The organism is Candidatus Chloroploca sp. Khr17 (genome assembly GCF_004138165.1).
In the GTDB taxonomy this organism is placed as follows: domain Bacteria; phylum Chloroflexota; class Chloroflexia; order Chloroflexales; family Chloroflexaceae; genus Chloroploca.
Window position 1 is genome coordinate 1 of record NZ_RYFF01000120.1, and the last position, 4,089, is coordinate 4,089.

The 4,089-nt window shown below is 62.5% G+C and carries 3 protein-coding genes and 1 pseudogene; all 4 read right to left on the reverse strand.

Annotation, left to right across the window (positions count from 1 at the left end; genetic code table 11):
* A partial coding sequence (locus tag EKD05_RS25125) for an NACHT domain-containing NTPase (protein ID WP_165360980.1) occupies positions 1-2,348 on the reverse strand: 2,348 nt, incomplete at its 3' end.
* A 74-nt stretch (positions 2,349-2,422) separates the two neighbouring features.
* Entirely contained in the window at positions 2,423-2,809 is a 387-nt protein-coding gene (locus EKD05_RS25130; RefSeq protein ID WP_129678354.1) for a type II toxin-antitoxin system VapC family toxin, read from the reverse strand.
* Positions 2,810-2,814: 5 nt separating this feature from the next.
* Complete coding sequence (locus tag EKD05_RS25135) at positions 2,815-3,051, reverse strand: CopG family transcriptional regulator (RefSeq protein WP_129678356.1); 237 nt, start codon at positions 3,049-3,051, stop codon at positions 2,815-2,817.
* A 336-nt stretch (positions 3,052-3,387) separates the two neighbouring features.
* Positions 3,388-4,089 (reverse strand): annotated as a pseudogene (locus EKD05_RS26195) (hypothetical protein); the annotation flags it as partial.

A 4,089-nucleotide genomic window follows, 5' to 3' on the forward strand; every position in this document is an offset into this window, starting at 1 on the left:
TCGGTGGCGGCATCATCGCGGGCCAGCCACGCCCGCCCTGCCGCATCCCACCAGGGGGCCGTTGGATCATACCCGCCTGCGGCGATAAACTCGGCATATTGCGCATTCGTCACTGGGTAGCGCCCAATGGCAAAGGGGGCAAGCGTCACGGGGTGATCGTTGATCTCATCGTCAGGCCAACGCCGAGCCCGTTTGGCGAGATCTTTATTTCCCTGTTGCAGCCAGTACTGCTCCCAGGCTCGCCCGACAGCCTCAGCCTGTTCCGGGGTGCTGCCCAGCATCACGCTGCCCCCGGGCAGTTCCACCATCGCGGGTGGCAGTGTGCGAACACCGGGGCGGGGGTCGCCCAAGCGGGCGAGAATCCGCCCGCATTGCACGCGGGCCCGCGCTGGCACCGCGCTCGCGGGTTGACGTTCCAGGATGTGGTGTGCATCAGCCTGGATCGTGGCATGCAGGGACCCCTGACCTTTGAAGCGCTCTAACTCGGTCAACGCATCGCTGGCAAGCGCCAACGCACTAACCCGCTCAGCGGGGGTGTCACCACGCGCACAGAGGAGGCTCAGGAAGCGCCAGCAACGCTCCTGACTCAGATGCCCCGCGCACAGCAAGATGACCTCGCGCCACCAGGTATCCTGGTACCGGTCAAGGAGCTCCCCCCAGCGTTCGTCGGGAGCCTCGGCAATATGCCGTGCCGCCAGGAATTCCTGGAACGAGAGATGGCTGAAACGGTAGCGGTCAGGCTCGCGCTCATCGAGCAAGCCGATATGCACCGGCAACTCGTCCACGAAACTCTTGGCCAGTTCCGCCGGCGTCGTATAGCGCCCATGCAACACGGCGGCAACTTCGCGCACCAGCTCGTCACGCTCGATGAAGAGTCCGGCTTCACCCCGCTGGTGCATGCGATAGGCCACAGCCGCCAGGATCTCACGCTTGGGATCCAAGCCCATCGTCAATTCGGGACGTCCCGCATACTCGCGTCGCTGCTGACCGGGACGGTCAGCCTTGCCCCGCCCACCGCGCAGCAAGACCTCGACACACTCTTCATAGAGCGCCGCCCGGTCTTCGGGCAACACATAATTGTTGTAGAAAATGACCGCCACCACGGTCAGCAGCAGCGGATTGCTCGCCAACCCGGCGACCCGTTCATTAAGCTCGAGCGCCTGCCAGAGTTCGTCGGCGTACCGCCCGGCCCGACGCGCTAGTTCCGGCCCTTCCACCTGATAGAGCAACCGATGCAGACTACGACTCCAGTTGCCAATGAAGCGCTGCTGTTGCGTTGCATCCAGATCAGCGACCGTACAGATGCGAAACCCGGCCCCCACCTGCGCATCACCCTGGTACGCAGCCACCCGCGAGGTGATCACATACCGACAGCCCTGATACCGCCCGACAAAGGTGCGCACAATGCTGCTGACCAGCGCACGGTCAGCGGTACTGGCAACTTCATCAAGTCCATCGAGCAGCAACAGCGCGCGCCCGGCTTCGCACAGGCGCGCAAAGAAATCCCCAGGCAACGCTAAATCGAAACGCGCATAATAATTCGTCAGGCACTCGATCAGCAGCCGTGGCCCCACCCCCGCCAACTCTTTGCCATTGCACTCGTGCAAAAAGCTACCCAACTCGCGCAGGGGCAGCAAGAGAGGCACGGGAGGGGTCGTCGAACCAGTCGCCGCAAGCCCCAGCGCCGCCAACTGGGGCGCATCATCCCGCGCCAGCACCTCAGCCAGACGAACAGCAGTATAGTGCAAGAGCGTCGTTTTGCCACTGCCCGGCGCCCCCACCACGGCCAGGCGCGGATGGCGGAGCGCCTGCGTCCAATCGACGGACTCAGGCCGCCCCGCAACGTCGCCCACCTCAGCCTCGCCCTGGCCAACCTGAAAGAATCGCCCAACCTTCGCCATAAAGCCGCGCAGCGCCCCGCGCCCCGCTAAGTCCGCAGGCGGCGGTTCGTGCAGGTTCAACGAGACATAGAGTTCGCTGAGCGGCATATCAAGCGGGCGATCGTCAATGCCCCGCAGATCAAGCCCGGCATACTCACGGTAGAGGTGGGTCAAATAACGCCGGAGCGCGGCCCCATAGTCAGCAGGATTCCCTGCAAGCAGCGACAAGCCATCTAGAAACTGGGCCCCACTGAAATGCAACTGGTACTGATGGCCCTCGATAAACGTACCCATCCGTTTGTCGAGCGTGCCCTCGGCATAATCACCGCCCTCCGTGCGCACCTCGTGCGCTGGGAGCGCTTCGAGACTGGCGAGCAACCCGTCATACATCGCCCGCGACGCGGCATCGGGGGCGTCATCCCGTTGCTGGCGCAGAAACGCCAGTTGCTTGGCTCGTTCATCAGACATTACCATTGCTCCCTCAAGCGATCCGGCACCAGGACACCTATCGATACATGGCAGGTAGGCAGCTGGCAGCTTCCCTAATACGGCACGATGAGGGAGGTGAGCATGGGAAAGTGCTTTTTGTTTAATGTCACCAGGGTGAGCGAATGAAGCCTTGCTGTTGCGGCAATGAGCGCATCTGCCAGTCCGGTTCCATGACTTTTTCCATAGTCGCGGCGATACAGACCGCCTGTAACACCGATCTCACGATCAAGCGGCACAATGGTGAAGGCGTTGATAAACGCGTCCAGTTTCGTCCGTTCGGCCCCATCCCGCACGCCAGCGTAGAGTTCAGCTACGTTGATGACCGACAGAAAGAGCGGCACGGTCAGATTGTCGACATAAGCAACGGCTTCTTGCTTATCACGGAGATAATCGATCAGCACGTCGGTGTCGATCAGCACGGGTGCGAGGGGTGTCGTCATCAGGTTTATACCCCAGCGCGATCGAACTCGCGGCGCAAGGTTTCGAGGGTCGGAAGGTCGGTGCGATCGCGCCACATCCCGCGTGCCTGCTGCAAGAGGGCACGGCGATGCGTTTGCTGATACTGCACCAGCAATTGCTCGACGGCTTCACGCAGCAGTTCATCGGGTGTCTTCCCCGTCTGCTGTGCAATGGTCTGAAGCGCTGTTTCTTCCTGTTCAGTCAAGGTGATCGAAGTTGTCATCGTACCAAGTCCTTTCCCTCAACAGAGCGTACGGGTAGTGTACCGTGTGCTACCGTCCTCTGCAACAAACCGGTGATTGTGAGGATGGTCGTACGATGGGCTGCCGCCAAGCATTTGGTGGAACGCCCGACCAATCCTCCGCAGGCGCATACTTGTGCCGTTGCATAGGCCGCATAGTCACCCTTCGTTGCGCTCAAGATCTCGGGCGTCCCGACGGCAGAGATGCTTCGCGGCGCTCCTAAGCAACAGACGCTTCGTGTCACGGCACCACTGGCCCGCGAGCCATTTGATACTCAGTATGACCAGACCATGCGGCACCTTCAAACCGAATTGGTATCACCCTCCACTCATGCGCCGCACGGCCTCGGCGATCTGCGTCGCGAGGGGCAGCACGGTCGGCAGTACCGCCGCCAGGTTCTGCGCGGCCTGCTTCAGCCCTTCGGCACTGATCTGCACCAGGGTCTGGTTCGGCTGGGCCTTCGTCGCCTGTTCGACGGCGGTCTTGGCGGTTTCAGCGACCGCCTCGGCCTCACCGGCCTGCGCCGCCGGCACCTGCTGCAACGCCGCGCTCAGTTGTTCAAGAAGCTGTTGCAGCTGCGCTTTCGTCGCCGCATCGCCATGCGGAGCCGCGCCGATGCGCTGCGCGACGTTGGTCAGCGTTGATTTGATGGTGAGCATTGCGCCGCTGAAGTTGCCCGACATGGTGAACTGATCGCCGCTGACAAAGGTGCCCGTGCGCTTGTCGAGCGTGCCCTCGGCGTAGTCGCCGCCACCCGTCTCGACCTTGCGCACGCTGCTCTGTGCGCCCCGCCCGATGGCGATGCCGCTGCCGCTGATATCGCCGGTGGTAATGCGGTCGCCCTGGGTGATCTCAGTGCGGTTGACGTCCCGGGCTACGATGTCACCAAGGTTCACGTCACTGATCGTGTTGCCACTGCCAAAACTGACGCCACCCTGCTGCCCGCGCTGGTCGTGCGTCGTCACCGTGACGTTGCCATGCACATCGCCCGCAATCGCGGCACCGACGTGCGCCTGATC

Coding starts and splice junctions, on each gene's coding strand:
- EKD05_RS25130 (WP_129678354.1), bottom strand. CDS start 2,809: ATGACGACACCCCTCGCACCCGTGCTGATCGACACCGACGTGCTGATC.
- EKD05_RS25135 (WP_129678356.1), bottom strand. CDS start 3,051: ATGACAACTTCGATCACCTTGACTGAACAGGAAGAAACAGCGCTTCAG.